Genomic DNA, 14,382 nt, shown 5'->3' on the forward strand with positions numbered 1-14,382 from the left:
CATGGTTCTTCTCGACCTGCAGTCCCTGGAGACCCCCACCGGCGGCGGTGGCGGCGGCGGCGGCAGCACCCTGACGGTTCTCGGCTGCGAGTCCGGCCAGCCCAGCAACCTGAGCGTCGTCCTCTGCCACTAGGCAACCCGGTTTTCCCGATATCGGTTCCCATCAGAAGTGAGGCAATCCCATGGTCCTTCTCGACCTGCAGTCCCTGGAGACCCCCGGCGGCGGCCACGGCGGCGGCGGTGGCAGCACCCTCACGGTTCTCGGCTGCCAGTCCGGCCAGCCCAGCAACCTGAGCCTCCTGCTCTGCCACTAGTCCTTCCGTTCCACAGAGTCCAGAACCCGTAGAACCCCGTAGAAACGGAGCACCTCCCATGGTCCTTCTCGACCTGCAGTCCCTGGAGACCCCCGGCGGCGGCCACGGCGGCGGCGGTGGCAGCACCCTCACGGTCCTGGGCTGCCAGTCCGGCCAGCCCAGCAACCTGAGCCTCCTGCTCTGCCACTAGGCAACCCGGTTTTCCCGATATCGGTTCCCATCAGAAGTGAGGCAATCCCATGGTCCTTCTCGACCTGCAGTCCCTGGAGGCCCCCACCGGCGGCGGTGGCGGCGGCGGCGGTAGCACCCTGACGGTTCTCGGCTGCGAGTCCGGCAAGCCCAGCAACCTGAGCCTCCTGCTCTGCCACTAGTGAGACCCCGTGCCCGGGACGGCCAGCGACGGCGGCCGTCCCGGGCACTCCCGTTCCGGGAGGGTCCGCGACGGCGGTGACGTCCGGGCACCGGGAACGCCGGGACAGCGCACGAAGCCCGGAAAGTGCACCAAGCCAGCAAAGTCAGGAAAGTCAGGAAAGTCGGAAAGTTCGCAAAGTCGGGGAAATTCGGGAAGTCCGAGGAGGAGCCAACGTGCGGGCAGCGGACCGGCTGGTGGCCGACACCGTGCGGCGTAGCGGACCCTGGCTGGCCGTCCTCGCGGTCACCTCCGTCCTGGGCGCGTTCGCGCAGCTCGCGCTCCCGCTCGTGCTGGGCAGGACGGTCGACGAGCTCGTGGCCGGCACGTCCGGCACACCCGGTACGCCCGGCGGCACCGGCGCGGCGACCTGGCTCGCCGCCTGTGCCGCCGCCGTGATCCTGACCGTGGTCTGCGACACCCTCGGCGTCTGGGCCGCCGGATCGAGCGGCGCGCGCTCCTCGGCCTGGCTCAGGAACCGGGTGGTACGGAACGTGCTCGGTGTCGGGCCGGTGATCACCCGGCGGTTCCCCGAGGGAGACCTGGTCACCCGGATGGGCCTGAACACCGAGGAGATCGGGCGTGCCCCCGAGTCGATCGTCACCGGGGCCGCGCTGGTCATCCCCACCGCGGGGGGCGTGGTGGCCCTCACCCTCATCGACCCGCTGCTGACCGTGACGCTGGTCGCCGGGCTCGTCCTCATCGCGCTCGTCCTGCGGGCCTTCCTCGGCGTGAGCACCTCCATAGCGGGCGACTACCAGGCGGCGCAGAGCGACATCGCCGCCCGCCTGGTCGACGCCCTCGCCGGGGCCCGTACGATCGCCGCGGCCGGTACCGCCGACCAGGAGCGTGCGCGGGTGCTCACCGCCCTGCCCCGGTTGCGCGGGCACGCCATGGACATGTGGCGGGCCAACGCGCGGGCCGGCGTGCAGGCGGGAGCGGTGGTCCCGCTGCTGGAGGTGGCCGTGCTCGGGGTGGGCGGGCTGCGCCTGGCCGCCGGCGACCTCACGGCCGGGGAGCTGTACGCCGCCGCCCGCTACGTCGTGCTCGGCGCCGGTCTCGGCTCGGCGCTGGGCTACGTCAGCCGCCTGGCCAGGGCGCGGGCCGCCGCGGCGAGGGTGGAGGAGCTGACCTCCGAGAGCCCGCGGGCCTACGGCACTCGCCCGCTGCCCGCCGGTCCCGGCACGCTCGAACTTCGCGGCGTCGACGCGGGCGGCCTGCGCGACGTCGACCTCGTCGTCCCCGGCGGGCAGGCGGTGGCCGTGGTCGGCCGCTCGGGCGCGGGCAAGTCGCTGCTCGCCGCGGTCGCCGGACGGCTGGTGGACCCACGGCACGGCACGGTCCTCCTCGACGGCGTGCCGCTGCCCGACCTCTCCCGCGAGGCGCTGCGCCACGCCGTCGGGTACGCCTTCGAGCGCCCGGCGCTGCTCGGCGACACCGTCGGCGACACCGTCGCCCTGGGACTCGACGCTCCCACCGCTCCCGGCACCGGCCGCCACGGCCGTCGCGGCACCCGTACCGGCGCCGGGTCCGGCCACCACGACGACCGGGAGGGCCGGGACGGCCGGGCGGACGGGACGGGCGAGGTCGTGCGGGCGGCGGCGCGGGCGGCCCGCGCCGACGCGTTCGTCCGGAGGCTTCCCCTGGGCTACGACACGCCACTGCGGGAGGCGCCCATGTCCGGCGGTGAGCGGCAGCGGCTCGGCCTGGCCCGCGCCTTCGCGCAGGGGTGGCGCCTGCTCATCCTGGACGACGCCACCTCCAGCCTGGACACCGTCACCGAGCGCCAGGTCGCCCGCGCGCTCTCCAGGGAGATGCGCGACCGCACGCGCCTGATCGTGACCCACCGGGTGGCGACCGCCGCGGCGGCCGACCGGGTGATCTGGCTGGACGACGGCCGGGTGCGCGCGTGCGGCGGCCACCGCGCCCTCTGGGCCGACCCGGCCTACCGCGCCGTCTTCCAGGCGGACGCCTCCTCCCGGGCCGACACGCTCCCGCCACCGGGCATCTCGTCCCCTCCTCCCGAAGCGTTCTCCCGGTCGCGCCCTCCCTCCCCTCCCGAGGCGTCCTCTCCGGCGGGCGCGTCGTTCCAGGCGGGCACCTCCTTCGGGGCGGGCACGTCGTGAATCCTCCGAACGGGCACGCCGGGCACGCCGGGCACGCCGGCAACAGGCCCCTCCGGCGGGCGCTCAGGAGGGACCCGTACCAGCTGGTCAGGCTCGCGGGCTGGTCCGTCGCGGAGACGGCGCCCTCGCTGGTCATCGGCCTGGCCATCGCGCGGGCGATCGACGACGGCTTCGGCGCGGGGCGTCCCGCGACCGGGTTCGCCTGGCTCGCCCTGCTCGGCGGCGCGTGGCTGCTCGCCGCGGTCGGCGCGCGGCAGGTGGTGATGGCCGTCGCCTCGATCGTGGAGCCGTTCCGCGAGGAGTTGCTCGCGCACGTCGTCGACGACGCGCTGCGCCACTCGGTCATGTCGGGGCGGGGACCGGGGGCCGCGGCGGTGGCCCGCTCCAACCTGCAGGTCGAGCTGGCCCGCGACGCCTTCGCCTCGGTCATCACGGTGGTGAGGTCGTTCGCGTTCACCGTGGTGAGCGTCGTGCTCGGGCTGGCGACCCTCGTGCCCGAGGTGCTCGTGCTGGTGCTGCCCCCCTTCGTCGCGGGCCTCGTCGTCTTCCTGCTGTCGCTGCGCGCCCTGGCCAGGCGGCAGCGGGACTTCATCCTGGCCGACGAGCGCACCGCCGAGGCGCTCGCCACCATGGTGGGCGGGCTGCGTGACATCACCGCCTGCCGGGCCGAGGAGCGGGTGGCGGACGACGTCGGCCGGCGGGTGGCGGAACAGGCCCGCGCGGCCCGGTCGCTGGCGCGGGTGACCGCGCTGCGCACGCTGTCGCTGGCGGTGGGCGGCTGGCTGCCGGTCCTGCTGGTGCTGGCCGGGACCCCCTGGCTGGTGAGCGGGGGCGCGGGCGCCGGGGTGATCCTGGGCGCCCTGGCCTACGTCACGCAGTCGCTGACCCCCGCGCTCGGCAACCTCGTGGAGGGGCTGGGCATCAACGGGGTCCGGCTGCGGGTGGCGCTCGGACGGCTGCTGCGCGACGGCGACCCGCCCGTGCGGGCACTCGGGCGGGTCGCGGCTCGGGACGGCGACGGCGGGGCCGGAGCGGCCGAGCTGCGCGGCGTGACGTTCGCGTACGGCCCGCACGCGGAACCGGTGATCGACGGCCTGGACCTGTCGATCCCGGAGGGCGACCACATCGCGGTCGTGGGTCCCAGCGGCATCGGCAAGTCCACGCTCGCCGCGCTCCTGACCGGGGTGCTCGCGCCGGGGTCGGGCCGGGTCCTGGTGCGTGGGGTGCCCGCCGACCGGCTCGCCCCCGCCGACCGGGTGCTGATCCCGCAGGAGGCGTACGTCTTCCGCGGCTCCCTGCTGGAGAACCTGACCTACCTGGCCGACGCCTCGCGGGAGGCGGTGGACGAGGCGGTGGACGCGGTCGGCCTGGCGAACCTGGTGGCGCGGCTGGGCGGTCACTCCGCCGAGATCGACTCCGGGATGCTGTCGCCCGCCGAACGGCAGCTGGTCGCCCTGGCCCGCGCCTACCTCGCCCCGGCCCGGCTGGTGATCCTCGACGAGGCGACGTGTCACCTGGACCCGGCGGCCGAGGCCCGCGCCGAGGAGGCGTTCGCCCGCCGGGGCGGCACGCTCCTCGTCATCGCCCACCGGCTGAGCTCCGCCCTGCGGGCCCGGCGGGTCCTCGTCATGGACGGCACCAGCGTCCGGCTGGGCACGCACGAGGAGATGCTCGCCTCCTCCCCGCTCTACGCCGACCTGGCCGGGCAGTGGGCCCCGTCGAGCGCGCAGGAGCTGGTGCCTTGACATCCTCCCTCGCCTGAAGGCGGGGGATTCCAACAGCAACTACCCCATGAGGAGGAGGTCGCGTTGAGGTTCACGGTTCACAGGCTCCGGCAACCCGAAGCCTCCCCGCGCAGCCACCGCATGCCCTGCGGCAGTGTCGCGAACGTTCTTGGCCGCGTTCACGTCGGCGTGCGCCCGGTGCCCGCAGGCGACGCACAGGAAGAGAGCTTGGCTCTCGCGACTCTGCCTGGCGAGGTGTTTGCAGGCGTTGCAGGTCTGCGACGTGTAACGCGGGTCGATCTTCTGAACGCGTCCCGGAGCTTTCTGCTCCAGCCGCTCAACCAGTCGGCCCCACCCCGCAGCGAGGATGCCGCGGTTCAGGCCCGCTTTCTGACGGACGTTGCGCCCCGGTGCTTCGACGGCGCCCTTGGCCGACCGCGTCATGTTGCCGATCTTCAGATCTTCGACCGCGATCACGTCGAAACGGCGGGCCAGGCCGGTCGAGGTCTTCTCGACCCAGTCTTTGCGCCGGTCGGCCTCGCGGGCTTTCAGCTTCGCGATGGCGGCCTTGACCCTGCCACGCCGGTTCGACCCCCGCTTGGCTCGCGCGAGTTTCCGCTGCAACCTCAGCAGCCGTGTCTTCTCGGCGCCGCGCAGGGTGGGCGCGTTCAGCAACTCGCCCGTGGACAGCGCCGCCGACACGGCCACGCCACGGTCCACACCAACGACCTCACCCGAACCGGGTGCGGGAACCGGCTCAGGGAGCGCGGCGAACGCCACATGCCAACGGCCCGCCCGATCCCGGGTGACGCGGTAGGACCTCACCTCGTCACCCACGGGCCGCGACCAGCGAAACCGCACCCAGCCAACCTTCGGGATCCGAACCTCGCCGACGTTGCGCGACACGCGGCGTACGTCACCGGGTTTGACCGCGACGATCCGAAACCCTTCGCCCTGCCCGCGTTTACGCCACGTCGGCTTACGGTGGGTCTTGCCGAAGAAGTTCGCCATGGCCTGGGCGAAGTCCTTGAGCGCCTGTTGCTGGACGATGATCGACCCGCCGCGCAGCCACGCGAACTCAGCGCGAGCCTGCGTCAACTGGCGACACTGCTCGGCGAAACCCGGCGCCGTCTTACGGCCTGGCTGCCAGTGGGCGTGCTGCTCAACGGCCAAATTCCATACGTATCGGGCGTGTCCGCAGTGCTCCAGCAGTGCTGCCTCTTGGGCGCGCGTGGGCTGAAGCCGAAAGCGGGACACGTCGATCAACCTACCGAAGCCCACCGACAAAACCCGGAGACCCTCATCCGCGACCGTTTCGCGTTTCCTCCCCGCCCTGAAGGACGGGGCATCCACGCTGCAGGTGCTTGGTGACGTCCGCACCGCGTTTCCCGTCCAGAGTCCGAGCCCAAGGTCCTCACCCCGGAGGAATTCGATGATCTACCCTCCCGCCGAGCGGCGACCGGTCGTCGACCATCTCCACGGCCACGCCGTGCCCGACCCGTACCGGTGGCTGGAGGATCCGGACAGCCCGGAGACGCGGAGCTGGGTGGCGGCCCAGGAGGAGCTGTGGCGCGGGCACGCGGCCACGCTGCCGGGGCGTGACCGGTGGCGCTCGCGGGTGGCGGCGCTGACCGGCGCCGGGTCCGTCGGCACGCCGATGTGGCGCGGCGGCGGCCGGTTCTTCCTGCGCCGCACGGCCTCGCAGGAGCACGCGGTCCTCTACCGCACCGGCCCCGACGGGGTGGAGGAGACGCTGATCGACCCGATGGAGCTCGACCCGAGCGGGCTGACCACGCTCGACCACTGGCAGCCCGACCTGGACGGCAGGCTGGTGGCGTACCAGCTGTCCAGGAGCGGGGACGAGCGCTCGGAGCTGCGGGTCATGGACGTCGCCACCCGCCGGACGGTGGACGGCCCGATCGACCGCTGCCGGTACGCGCCCGTGGCGTGGCTGCCCGACGGGAAGGCGTTCTTCTACGTCCGCTCCCGCCAGGTCCGCCTGCACCGGCTCGGCACCCCGGCCGAGGACGACGCCTTGATCATGGGTGAGGAGCGCTCGTACGGGCTGGGGATCAGCTACAACGGGCGGTGGCTCACGGTCTCGGCGATGGCGGGCGACGGCAACGACCTGTGGATCGCCGACCTGTCGTCCTCCTCCCCCGAGCGCCCCGACCTGCGGGTGATCCAGCGGGGGGCGGGCGCGGTGACGGCGCCCGCCGTCGGCCGCGACGGGCGCCTGTACCTGCTCACCACCCTGGGCGCGCCGCGGGGACGACTGTGCGTGGCCGACCCGGCGCGGCCGGGCCCCGAGCACTGGATCGGCCTGGTCGGCGAGGACCCGGAGGCGGTGATCGGCGAGTTCGCGATCGCCGGGGGGGAGCTCCTCGTGGGCTGGACCCGGCACGCGGTGAGCGAGATCAGCGTCCACGACCTCGCGACCGGGCGACGGCGCGGTTCCGTGCCGCTGCCCGGCCTCGGTTCCGCCGGGGGGATGACCACCCGTCCCGAGGGCGGCCACGAGGTCTGGTTCACCTACACCGACAGCGTCACGCCCGCCGGGGTGCACCGCTACGACACCCGCACCGGGCGGACGTCACCGTGGAGCGCCGCGCCCGGCGCCGTGGAGGTGCCGGAGCTGGAGGCCCGCCAGCTGGTCTTCGCCTCGGCGGACGGCACACCGGTGCGGATGGTCGTGCTGGCCCGGCCCGGCTCGGGCCCCAGGCCCACGATCCTGTACGGCTACGGCGGGTTCGGGCTCTCGCTCACGCCGTCGTACTCCAGCTACATCCTGCCCTGGGTCGAGGCGGGCGGGGTCTTCGCCCTCGCCCAGCTGCGCGGCGGCGGCGAGAAGGGCGCGGCCTGGCACCGCGACGGCATGCTGGAGCGCAAGCAGAACGTCTTCGACGACTTCGCGGCGGCGGCCGAGAAGCTTGTCGCGGACGGCTGGACCACCCCCGAGCGGCTGGGCGCGTGCGGCGAGTCGAACGGCGGGCTGCTGGTGGGCGCCGCGCTCACGCAGCGCCCCGACCTGTTCGCCGCCGCCGTCTGCTCGGCGCCGCTGCTCGACATGGTCAGGTACGAGCGGTCGGGGCTCGGCCCGTCGTGGCGTTCGGAGTACGGTTCGGCCGACGACCCCGAGCAGCTGGGCTGGCTGCTGGGCTACTCCCCCTACCACCGGGTCACCGGCGGCGTCGGCTACCCGGCGACGCTGCTGACCACGTTCGGCGGCGACTCCCGCGTCGACCCCATGCACGCGCGCAAGATGTGCGCGGCGCTGCAGGCGGCGACGTCGGGCCCGCGGCCGATCCTGCTGCGCCACGAGGGCGACGTCGGCCACGGCTCCCGCTCGGCGGGCCGCGCCGTCGACCTGGCGGCGGACATGCTCGCCTTCCTCGCCGCCCACACCGGCCTGGAGGCTTTGGAGATCGATTAGAAGGTCCCCTCCCGCTCCGGCCCGGTGGCGCGAAGACGGGATCGCCTCGATACCCGCGGCCTCAGCTGCGATAGCACTCGGCGAGGGCGTCGAAGGCCGCCTTGGGCTCCCAAGGCATGTCGGGATAGGTGTGGCCGGGACGGTCTTCGAGCACCTTGACCAGGCCGTAGCTCGCCATGTCGAAGTCTTCGCGGGGGTCGTCGCGGTGCGGCAGGTTGTAGGACGCGAAGGTGCACCAGAACGCGGTGTCGACGCCCTCGGCGGTGAAGACGTCCAGCGAGTCCCTCAGGTACGTGACCTGCTCGGTCTCGTCGCGGACGTAGTCACCCTTCAGGCCGATCGCCCTGGCACCGTCCCACTCGACCATGAACATGCCACGCGCGCCCAGGTCGGCCGCGCCCCGATGGGTCGTGCAGCCGAACTCGGTGATCGCGACGGGCTTTCCCAGCGCGACGAGGGAGCGGATGGCCTCGGTGTACCGGTCGGCCACCTCGATCGACGTGTAGGCGTCGGCCGACACGAAGTCGAAGGGCGTCCAGTCGATCTGCTCGGACGGCAGCGCGGCGTAGGTGACCCTCCCGCCGAACCGGTCGCGGACCACGTTCACCGCCTTGGCGAGAAAGTCGTCGAGGAGGGCGGGGACCCGCGGCATCACCTCGCGCAGGCGATGCGGCTCGGCCAGCAGCGCGAGCCGGTCGGCGAGGGTGTCACCGGGCAGGAAACCCTTGGTGAACAGGGTCAGTTCGGCGCCGGTGACGAGGACGACCTCGGCTCCCCGCCGACGCAGCCGCTCGGCGCGTTCGGCGCAGTCGGCGAGGAAGGTGAGCAGTTCGCCGGTGGTCAGGTCGCAGGTGAACGGTGAGAACCAGACCTCCAGCCCGGCGTCGGCGGCGTGGATGGCGGCGATCTCCAGCCGGTCCGGGTCACCGCCGGTGATCCGGACCGCGTTGCAGTGCAGGTCCTCGCGGATGACACGCATCTCCCGCTTCACGAGGTCGGGGTCGAACGGTTCGCGGGTGCTCGGTCCCGCGTCGATGAGACCGGTGTCGATGAAGCCGGTGTCGTAGGTGATGCCCTTGCCCCGCATGACTCGTACCCTTCTCAATGCCGATTGGATGCCGATTGAATGCCGCCGCGCATCGGACCGCAGGTCCTTCACCATGGCGGCATTACGGTACTGATCGTACCTTAATTGGATACCCGCACCATGATTCTCGGAAAAATAAGGTACGAGGAGTGCCCAAAAGGGGGAGAAGATGACCGAGGACCCCGCGGAGCGGCCGGCCGCCGCCCCGACCAGGCGGCGTGGCGCCGCACTGGAGCAGGCGATACTCCGCGCCGCGGCCGACGAACTCCTCGAATCCGGATATTCCGGCTTTAACATGGATAAAGTCGCCGCCCGTGCCGGTACCAACAAGAACGCGATCTACCGCCGCTGGCCGAACCGGGCCGCGCTCAGCATCGCCGCGTACCGGCAGCTGACCGTGGCCTCCGCACAGCTGCCCGACACCGGAGAACTACGCGGCGACGTACTGGAGTTGCTGCGTGGCGCGAACCGCCACTGGTCCTCGCCCACCGGCGACATCCTCCGCAGCCTGCTGTCGGGCGTCGCCGACGACCCGGAACTACTGGCCCGGCTCCACGAACAGTCCGGCGACGCCGGGTCCGGCATGTGGTTGACGATTCTCGGGCGTGCCGTGGCCCGCGACGAGGCTCCGCCCGAAGTCCTTCATCCACGGGTGGCCACCGTGGCCGTCGTGCTGCTGCGCAACGAGTTCGTCACCCGCGGAGTCCCCACCGTGCCCGACAGCGTCCTCGTCGAGATCGTCGACGAGGTGTACCTGCCCCTGATACGCGGACACCGCCGGCCCTCGGACTGACCCCCCCATCACCTCACCCGCCCTCGCGGGGCGTGCAGCCGGGGCCGGTGGCGCGAGTCCCGGTCGTCACCACCGGCCCCGGGTCGGCGAGGCGACCGATGTACCGGCGCACGGCCTGAACCTGAGCGCCTCAGTCCTCGGCGAACGGCCACGCGTCCAGCACCCGCGACGTGGCCCGCGACGGCGGGAGCCCCGTGGTGCGCAGCACGCCCAGCCTCTGGGTGGCGCGGGTCAGGACGACGTAGAGGTTGTTGAGCCCGCGCGGCGACTCGGCGACGATCAGGCCCGGCTCCACCACCAGCACCTCGTCGAACTCCAGGCCCTTGGCCTGCCCGACGTCCAGCACGACGACGGGGCGTGGCGCACCCGGGTCCTCGCCGACCGACGCCTCCGGCACGGCCGCCGCGATCGCGGAACCGAGCGGCTCCAGCAGCGAGTCCGGCGTGATGACCGCGAGCCTCCGATCGGTCAGCCCGGCGGCCTCGGTCGCGACGATCTCGATCAGCCGGTCGGTGAGCTCCTCGGGCGGCACGCGAAGCCCCCAGGGCTCGACGCCGCTCTCCCGCACCGAGACGGGCGCCTCAAGGTCGGCGTCGATCTCCGCCAGCACCTCGGCGGCGACGGCCATGATCTCGGCCGGCACCCGGTAGTTCCGGGTGAGGCGCTCAAGCCGCCAGCGCCCCTCGACATAGGGGTCGAGCACCCGTTCCCACGACAGGGTGCCCGCCGGATCGCCGACCTGCGCCGTGTCGCCGACGACGGTCATCGACCTGGCAGGGCATCGCCGCATCAGCAGCCGCCAGGCCATCTCCGACAACTCCTGCGCCTCGTCGACGATCACGTGTCCGAACGCCCAGGTCCGGTCGGCCGCCGCGCGCTCGGCCGAGGTGCGGTGATCCGTCTCCCGGTGCCGCTCGGCGAGCGTGTCCGCGTCGACCAGGTCGTTGACCGTGAGGATCTCGGCCTCCTGGTCGTCCTCCAGGTCGGTGGCCCGCGAACCCATCGCGACGTCCAGCACTCCCTGGGCGTAGGAGACCCGCTCGCGCCGTTCGTACTCCTCCCGCGACCGCTTCGCCCGGGTGTCCTCGCCGAGCAGTTCGGCCGCCTCGTCCAGCAGGGGCACGTCGGCGGGCGACCAGCCGCCGCCGGGCCCCCGCAGCAGCAGCGCCCGATCCTCGGGGGTGAACCCCGGCGCCGCGGAGGCGATGCGGTCCCGGGAGCCGAACAGATCCGTGAGCAGCCGCTGGGGTGTCAGGTCGGGCCAGAGCTCGTCGAGCGCGGCCCGGACCGCCTCGTCGGTGAGCATCTCCCGGCGGATGCTCTCCACCTGGTCGTCGTCCAGCAGGCGCTCGCCGTCGTACGGATCGGTGCCGACGCGTTCGGCGTACCGCTCGGCGAGGGCTCTGCTGATCTCACCGACCACGATCGGCCTGGCCGGGTTGTGCGGCGACAGGGAGCCTCGCGCCAGGTCGCGCGCCCGCTCGCAGGTCCGCCGGTCCAGGCGCAGCGTCTCCCCCTCGTACTCCACCTCCAGGTGGTCCTCCGGTACCCACTCGCGGTCGCGTACGGCGGCGGCGACCACCTCGGCCATCGCCGACCGCCCCTTCACCTCGGTGGTCCCGGGCGTCTCCCGCCGTTCCGCGGTCACCCCGGGATACAGCCCGCCGACGGTCGACAGGAGCACGCTCGTCTCGCCCAGCGCGGGAAGCACGTTCCCTATGTAGCGCAGGAACGCGGCGTTCGGCCCGATCACCAGCACCACCCGCCGCGCCAGCTGCCGCCGGCGGGTGTAGAGCAGGTAGGCCGCGCGGTGCAACGCCACCGCGGTCTTCCCCGTCCCCGGCCCACCCTGCACGACGAGCACTCCGGTGTGCTCGGACCGGATGACGCGATCCTGCTCGGCCTGGATCGTCTGGACGATGTCGGTCATCCGGCCGGTCCGTCCGGCGTTCAGGGCGGCCAGCAGGGCGGCCTCGCCCGCCAGCCCCTCGTGCCTGGCACCCGCCGCCGATCCGAGGTCGAGCAGCTCGTCGTGGATCTCGGTCACCGTGCGGTCGCGGTCCTTGATGTGCCGGCGCAGCCGGACGCCCTCCGGCGTGACCGCGGTGGCGAGGTAGAACGGGCGGGCGGCCGGTGCCCGCCAGTCGATGAGCAACGGGGCCGTGTCCCCGGCGTCGCCGGTGTCGGTGCCGGTGTCGTCGGCGGCGAGCATGCCCATCCTGCCGATGTGGCGGCGCTCGCCGTCGAGCATGTCGAGCCGCCCGAAGCACAGGCCGTGCTCGGCCGCGTCGAGCCGGGCGAGGCGTTCGGCGTAGGCGGCGTGCGCGGCGTCCCTCTCCACGCGCGCCTGGGCGTTGCCGCCGGACGTCGCGAGCACTCGCGTCAGCCGTCCGGTGACGTGTTCGCGGAGTTCGTCGAGCCGTCCGTACAGCAGCGACACGTACTCCTGCTCCTCGCGCAGCGCCTCGTTTGACAATCTTACTCCTCGTGATATAATTAACCAGTAGACGTGTGTTTTCTGCATAATGGACGACCGATAGCGTAGCCCTTTCGGCACGCGCGTCCAACCTCTCCGGCGCTCACCGCCGAACAGCGCCCCTTGACGGCATGAACGATTACGCCGTTCAATGCCTGTCCGCATTAATTCCACTGGCCACAACCGGCCTTTTTCGCCGCCCACGAAACCGCAGGTGAACGAGTCGCGGCCCGGCATGATCTTGTACAGTTGACGCCACGATTCCACCTCCATTCCGAGCGGCCGAAGAAAGGCGATGGAGTATGCGGATAGCAGCCATCGATCGGGTGCGGCTGATTTTCACCCTGTTCGACGTGGACCGCACCGGCTATCTCGAGGCCGAGGACTTCGAACTCATGGCGGCCCGCGTCGTCGCGGTGGCCACCGAGTCCGGCGACGCCGCCAAGACCGCCATGCTGGCCGCCTTCCGGCACTACTGGACGGCGCTCGTCACCGGCCTGGACACCGACCACGACGGCCGCGTCAGCTTCGAGGAGTACGCCGCGTGCGTCCTCTCCCCGGAGCGCTTCGACGCGGCGATCACCGACTTCGCCGAGGCGCTGGCCACGCTGGGCGACCCGGACGGCGACGGGCTCATCGAGCGGCGCGTCTTCGTGGCGCTCATGACGGCCATCGGCTTCGAGCGCGCGAACATCGACGCCCTCTTCGAGGCGTTCGGGCCGTCGGAAGACGACCAGATCACGGTCTCGGTCTGGATCACCGGCATCAAGGACTACTACAGGCCGGAGAAGACCGGGATCGCGGGCGATCACCTGGTCGGCGGGCTGCTCTGACCGGAATCACGGCAGCCCGGCGCATCCGTCTTCGGCGTCTTCGGCGTCTTCGGCGTCTTCGGCGTAAGGAGTACACATGCCAGGTGTCGAGGACGGCGTCGGCCTGACCGCTCTCATGGTCGCCGCCGCGCGGGCGATCGAGACCCATCGGCCCGACACCCTCGCCGGCGACGCCTACGCCGAGCACTTCGTACGCACCGCCAGGGCGTCCGCGACCTGGCCGGTCCACCCGGCGGAGGTACCCGGCGGGGACACGAACCCCCTGTGGGGCAGGCTGGGGCGCTATTTCGGCCTGCGCACCCGCGTCCTCGACGACTCCCTCACCCGCTCGGCCCACGCGGGCGCCCGGCAGGTCGTGCTGCTCGGCGCGGGCCTCGACACGCGGGCCTTCCGGCTCGACTGGCCTTTGGGCCTGGTCGTCTACGAGATCGACCGCGACGGCGTCCTGGAGTTCAAGCACCGCGTGCTCGACGGTCTCTCCGCCACCCCGGCTGCCACCCGCCGCCCGATCGCGATCGATCTACGCGACGACTGGGCCCAGGCGTTGCTGGGCGCGGGCTTCGACCCGGCCGTGCCGACCGCGTGGCTGGCCGAGGGCCTGCTGCTCTATCTCCCACCGGCCGCCGAGCGGCGGCTCATCGACACCGTCGACCACCTGAGCGCGGGCGGAAGCACCCTGGCCTTCGAGGTCAAGCTCGGGCCGGAGTCTCCGGAGGTCCGCGCCAGCCCCATCTACGCCGCGACCAGACAGCAGATCGGCATCGACCTGCTCGCCCTGTTCGACGGGGAGCCGCGCCCCGACTCCGTCGGCCACCTGAGGGAGCGGGGCTGGTCCGTCACGGTTCACACCCCTTTCGACTTCACCCGCCACCACGGTCGCGGCCCGCTCCCCGAGCCGAACGACGCCCTGTCGAGCAACCGCTGGATGTTCGCCGGCAAATCCGGCACGCACCTCTGATCTGATGACAACAAGCAGGGCGCTGATTGGAAGCCGAGTATCCATTCGTCCTCACGGTCTCTGAACCGGCGAGTTGAGTGCGGTCCGCGCATGGCCCAGGTCCTGGGTTTCAAATCGTTCGTCGCGGTTTTCGGCACTTTCGATTTTCTCGCCACTCTCTTGGGGCGAACCGGCGGCCGGCTGGAACTTCGTCATCGCCCCTGTCGTTGATCGATCTGATCACTTCTTC

Annotated in this window: 14 protein-coding genes; 10 read left to right on the forward strand and 4 right to left on the reverse strand. The window is 72.2% G+C overall.

Features of this window, described 5'->3' with window-relative positions:
• The first annotated feature begins 1 nt into the window (after nucleotide 1).
• The 6 genes from ACFFRH_RS25270 to ACFFRH_RS25295 all read left to right on the forward strand — a co-directional run bounded on the left by ACFFRH_RS25270 (nucleotide 2) and on the right by ACFFRH_RS25295 (nucleotide 4,594).
• The gene (locus tag ACFFRH_RS25270; RefSeq protein ID WP_386159969.1) at nucleotides 2-133 is read left to right on the forward strand and encodes a SapB/AmfS family lanthipeptide; all 132 of its coding nucleotides are present in this window, start codon (nucleotides 2-4) and stop codon (nucleotides 131-133) included.
• A 49-nt stretch (nucleotides 134-182) separates the two neighbouring features.
• Nucleotides 183-314, forward strand: coding sequence for a SapB/AmfS family lanthipeptide (locus tag ACFFRH_RS25275; RefSeq protein ID WP_386159971.1), 132 nt, complete (start codon nucleotides 183-185; stop codon nucleotides 312-314).
• 58 nt (nucleotides 315-372) lie between these two features.
• The gene (locus ACFFRH_RS25280) at nucleotides 373-504 is read left to right on the forward strand and encodes a SapB/AmfS family lanthipeptide (RefSeq protein ID WP_386159971.1); all 132 of its coding nucleotides are present in this window, start codon (nucleotides 373-375) and stop codon (nucleotides 502-504) included.
• 49 nt (nucleotides 505-553) lie between these two features.
• Nucleotides 554-685, forward strand: a complete 132-nt coding sequence (locus ACFFRH_RS25285; protein ID WP_344748595.1) for a SapB/AmfS family lanthipeptide — start codon at nucleotides 554-556, stop codon at nucleotides 683-685.
• A 214-nt stretch (nucleotides 686-899) separates the two neighbouring features.
• Complete coding sequence (locus ACFFRH_RS25290) at nucleotides 900-2,849, forward strand: ABC transporter ATP-binding protein (protein WP_344748594.1); 1,950 nt, start codon at nucleotides 900-902, stop codon at nucleotides 2,847-2,849.
• On the forward strand, nucleotides 2,846-4,594 hold the full coding sequence (locus tag ACFFRH_RS25295) for an ATP-binding cassette domain-containing protein (RefSeq protein WP_386159974.1): 1,749 nt from the start codon (nucleotides 2,846-2,848) through the stop codon (nucleotides 4,592-4,594). Before ACFFRH_RS25290 ends, ACFFRH_RS25295 begins: the two co-directional genes overlap by 4 nt.
• Nucleotides 4,595-4,633: 39 nt before the next feature.
• On the opposite strand, the gene ACFFRH_RS25300 is transcribed toward ACFFRH_RS25295, so the two are convergent.
• Nucleotides 4,634-5,953 (reverse strand): RNA-guided endonuclease InsQ/TnpB family protein, encoded by a 1,320-nt coding sequence (locus ACFFRH_RS25300; protein WP_386159976.1) that lies wholly within the window; start codon nucleotides 5,951-5,953, stop codon nucleotides 4,634-4,636.
• Nucleotides 5,954-6,005: 52 nt separating this feature from the next.
• Here ACFFRH_RS25300 and ACFFRH_RS25305 point away from each other — a divergent pair, with 52 nt between their 5' ends.
• A complete protein-coding gene (locus tag ACFFRH_RS25305; protein ID WP_386159978.1) occupies nucleotides 6,006-8,006 on the forward strand; it encodes a prolyl oligopeptidase family serine peptidase in 2,001 nt (666 codons plus the stop codon).
• 61 nt (nucleotides 8,007-8,067) lie between these two features.
• Here ACFFRH_RS25305 and ACFFRH_RS25310 read toward each other — a convergent pair whose 3' ends face one another.
• Entirely contained in the window at nucleotides 8,068-9,111 is a 1,044-nt protein-coding gene (locus ACFFRH_RS25310; protein WP_386159980.1) for a glycoside hydrolase family 113 protein, read from the reverse strand.
• A 151-nt stretch (nucleotides 9,112-9,262) separates the two neighbouring features.
• On the opposite strand from ACFFRH_RS25310, the gene ACFFRH_RS25315 reads away from it, so the two are divergent.
• The gene (locus ACFFRH_RS25315; protein WP_344748590.1) at nucleotides 9,263-9,886 is read left to right on the forward strand and encodes a TetR/AcrR family transcriptional regulator; all 624 of its coding nucleotides are present in this window, start codon (nucleotides 9,263-9,265) and stop codon (nucleotides 9,884-9,886) included.
• 130 nt (nucleotides 9,887-10,016) lie between these two features.
• On the opposite strand, the gene ACFFRH_RS25320 is transcribed toward ACFFRH_RS25315, so the two are convergent.
• A complete protein-coding gene (locus tag ACFFRH_RS25320; protein ID WP_386159983.1) occupies nucleotides 10,017-12,362 on the reverse strand; it encodes a HelD family protein in 2,346 nt (781 codons plus the stop codon).
• 302 nt (nucleotides 12,363-12,664) lie between these two features.
• Between ACFFRH_RS25320 and ACFFRH_RS25325 the strand changes: the two genes are divergently transcribed.
• Entirely contained in the window at nucleotides 12,665-13,195 is a 531-nt protein-coding gene (locus ACFFRH_RS25325; protein ID WP_344748589.1) for an EF-hand domain-containing protein, read from the forward strand.
• Nucleotides 13,196-13,271: 76 nt separating this feature from the next.
• Nucleotides 13,272-14,153, forward strand: coding sequence for a class I SAM-dependent methyltransferase (locus ACFFRH_RS25330; protein WP_344748588.1), 882 nt, complete (start codon nucleotides 13,272-13,274; stop codon nucleotides 14,151-14,153).
• 51 nt (nucleotides 14,154-14,204) lie between these two features.
• Here the strand turns inward: ACFFRH_RS25330 and ACFFRH_RS25335 are convergent, their stop codons facing one another.
• Nucleotides 14,205-14,348 (reverse strand): hypothetical protein, encoded by a 144-nt coding sequence (locus tag ACFFRH_RS25335; protein ID WP_344748587.1) that lies wholly within the window; start codon nucleotides 14,346-14,348, stop codon nucleotides 14,205-14,207.
• Nucleotides 14,349-14,382: the final 34 nt, after the last annotated feature.

Origin of the sequence: Streptosporangium vulgare (assembly GCF_042428775.1) — a bacterium.
GTDB classification, from domain to species: Bacteria; Actinomycetota; Actinomycetes; order Streptosporangiales; family Streptosporangiaceae; genus Streptosporangium; species Streptosporangium vulgare.